The sequence below is a fragment of the Paenibacillus sp. E194 genome, from assembly GCF_000935845.1.
Taxonomy (GTDB): domain Bacteria; phylum Bacillota; class Bacilli; order Paenibacillales; family Paenibacillaceae; genus Paenibacillus_B; species Paenibacillus_B alvei_B.
Map to the genome: position 1 here is coordinate 1 of NZ_JMDX01000394.1, position 3390 is coordinate 3390.

Here is a 3390-nt window from a genome sequence, read left to right on the forward strand (position 1 = left end):
CGATGTACATGGTGCTGCTGGCGGCGTATACAGCACTGCTGTCCAAGTATACGAGACAGGAAGATATCGTCGTCGGCACGCCGATTGCGGGACGGCCGCATGCGGATCTGGAGCCGTTGATCGGAATGTTCGTCGGTACGCTGGCGATGCGGAACTACCCAGAGGGAGAGCGAACGTTCACGGAGTTCGTGAGCGACGTGAAGGAGCGCGCGCTGAAAGCGTTCGAGAACCAAGACTATCCGTTCGAGGAACTGGTCGAGAAGCTGGATGTACGCAAGGATTTAAGCCGCAATCCGCTATTTGACGCGATGTTCGTCATGCAGAATACGGAGATGACGGACGTGCGGCTCGGAGATCTGGAATTTGCGCCGTACGGCACGGAGCATAAGGCGGCCAAGTTTGACTTGACGCTGCATGCTGTGGAAACGGACGGCGATGGCGGACTGATATTTACGCTGCAATATCGCACGGCGTTGTTCCGTAAAGAAACGATGGAACGGATGGCGAACCACTTCACCTGTTTGCTGCAGAGCGTCGCGGATCAGCCGGAGCAGCGGCTAAGCGAGCTCTCCATTTTGCCGGAGCCGGAGCGCCAGCGCTTGATATACGGATTCAACGATACCGAAGCCGCTTATCCGGAAGAGAAGACGATCCACGGGCTGTTTGAAGAGCAGGTGGAGAAGACACCGGAACGGGTGGCAGTGGTGTTCGGAGAGGATCGATTGACGTACCGGGAGCTGAACGAACGGGCCGAGCAGCTGGCGCGGGCGTTAAGGCAGCAGGGCGTGCAGCCGGACGATCTCGTTGGTCTGTTGACGGAGCGTTCTTTGGATATGCTAGTAGGCATTTTGGGGATTCTGAAAGCCGGAGGCGCGTATGTGCCGCTCGACCCGGATTATCCGGAGGAGCGGATTCAGTACATGCTGGAGGATTCCGGGACGAATCTGCTCGTGACGCAGAAGAAGCTGGCGGAGCTGGCCGGCATGTTCACCGGAACAATACTTGAAGACGAGCTAGTAGATGAGCTGTGCGTGGTTGCCACTAAGGTGAAGAAGGAAGCAGCGGCAGAAGCGGACTCGGGCACAGCAGCCATAGGCTCATGGCATGGCAATGAAGAGCGGAACGTTCGAGCAGGCCATTTAGCGTACGTCATATATACGTCAGGAACGACCGGAAAGCCAAAAGGAGTGCTGATCGAGCACCGTCAGGTTGTGCGGCTGCTGTTCACGGATCGGTCACGGTTTGACTTCGGGGATACAGATGTATGGACGCTATTCCATTCGTACTGCTTCGATTTCTCCGTATGGGAGATGTACGGGGCGCTGCTGTATGGAGGCAGACTAGTTATTATCCCGAAGCAGACGGCGCAGGATCCAGCCGCCTATTTGCAAGTATTGAAGCAGGAACAGGTCACGATCGTGAATCAGACGCCGACCGCCTTCTATCATCTAGCAGACGAAGAATTGCGTTGTACGGACAAGCGCCTCAGCGTCAGGAAAGTGATCTTCGGAGGAGAAGCGCTGGAGCCATTGCAGTTGAAGCGGTTCCGCGAGAAATATCCGGAGACGCAGTTAATCAATATGTACGGCATTACGGAAACGACGGTACACGTCACGTACAAAGAACTGACGGCGGACGATATCGGGCAGAGCAAGAGCAACATCGGATCCCCGATTCCGACGTTAACGGCGTATGTGCTGGATGCGGCGCGGCAACCGGTGCCGATCGGCATCCCAGGCGAGCTGTATGTGGGCGGAGCCGGCGTGGCGAGAGGGTATCTGAACCGTCCAGAGCTAACCACCGAGCGGTTCGTGGATCATCCGTTTATTGCGGGAGAGCGCGTATACCGAACTGGGGATTTGGCGCGGTGGCTGCCGGATGGGAACCTGGAATATTTGGGCCGTATCGATCATCAGGTGAAAATCCGCGGTTATCGGATCGAACTCGGGGAAATCGAGACGCAGCTGCTGAGGCACGAGCAGGTAAAGGAAACGATCGTGCTGGCTAGCAAGAGTGCCGCCGGTGACCCGCATTTGTGTGCCTATGTGGTCGTGACCGGAGAACATGGAGAGTTGGATGTAACGGAACTGCGCCGTTACTTGGGGCAGCACTTGCCGAGCTATATGATTCCGTCATTCTTCGTGGCGCTGGAGTGGATGCCGCTGACGTCGAACGGAAAGATCGACCGTCAGGCGCTGCCGTCGCCGGAAGGACACGCGGTAACGGGCGTAGAGTATGTGGCGCCGCGAACCGAGCAGGAAGCACAGCTGGCGGAGGTGTGGCAGCGGGTGCTGGGGCTCGATCGAGTCGGGGCGAAGGATGACTTCTTCGACTTGGGAGGCCATTCGCTGAAAGCGACGACGCTGGTGGCGCAGATGCACAAGGAACTGAGCGTGAATGTGCCGCTGCGGTTCGTCTTCCAGTTCCCGACGCTGGAACAAATGGCGCAGGAGATTGCCGGCATGGAGCAGCAGTTGTATGCAGCGATCGAGCCGGTAGAGGCAAGAGCGCATTATCCGCTGTCCTCGGCGCAAAAGCGGATGTACATCCTGAACCAGTTGGAAGGAGCTGCGCTGGGCTACAACATGCCAGGGGTATACACGATAGAAGGAGCGCTCGATGCGAACCGGCTAGAGCAGGCATTCTGCGAATTGATTGCCCGGCATGAATCGCTGCGGACATCGTTTGCCATGGTGGACGGGGAACCAGTGCAGCGCGTGCATGAGCAGCTTCCGTTTGCGATAGAAGTGGAGCGTCTGGCGGACGAGAGCGACTTGCCGGAAGAGGAGGCAATCGCTCGGCGGGTGAGCGCATTCGTACGTCCGTTCGATTTGGGACAGGGGCCGCTGCTACGCGTAGGTCTTATCAAATTGTCCCGCGAGCGACATTTGTTGCTGTTCGATATGCACCACATTATTTCGGATGGGGTATCCATGAATGTGCTGGTGCAGGAGTTTGCGCGTCTGTATGAGGGAGATAGCTTGCCGGAGCTGCGGATCCAGTACAAGGACTATGCAGTCTGGCAGCAGAAGCTGGCGCAAAGCGAGAAGATGAAGGAGCAGGAAGCATTCTGGTTGGAGACATTTACAGGGGAGATCCCGGTACTGGAGCTCCCAACGGACTATGCGCGTCCAGCGGTACAAAGCTTTGCGGGGGACATGGTAACCTTCGAGATCGGTCGCGACGTGACCGAAGGACTGCAGCGGATCGCGTCAGAGACGGGAGCGACGATGTACATGGTGCTGTTGGCGGCGTATACGGCGCTGCTGTCCAAGTATACGGGCCAAGAGGATATCATCGTCGGCACACCAATCGCGGGCAGACCGCATGCGGACTTGGACAACTTGATCGGGATGTTCGTCGGTACCTTGGCGCTGCGGAATTATCCAG

At 57.4% G+C, this 3390-nt stretch carries 1 protein-coding gene; it reads left to right on the forward strand.

Features of this window, described 5'->3' with window-relative positions; genetic code table 11:
* On the forward strand, positions 1 to 3390 hold a 3390-nt coding region (locus tag AZ66_RS27995), incomplete at both ends, for a non-ribosomal peptide synthetase (protein WP_044357921.1).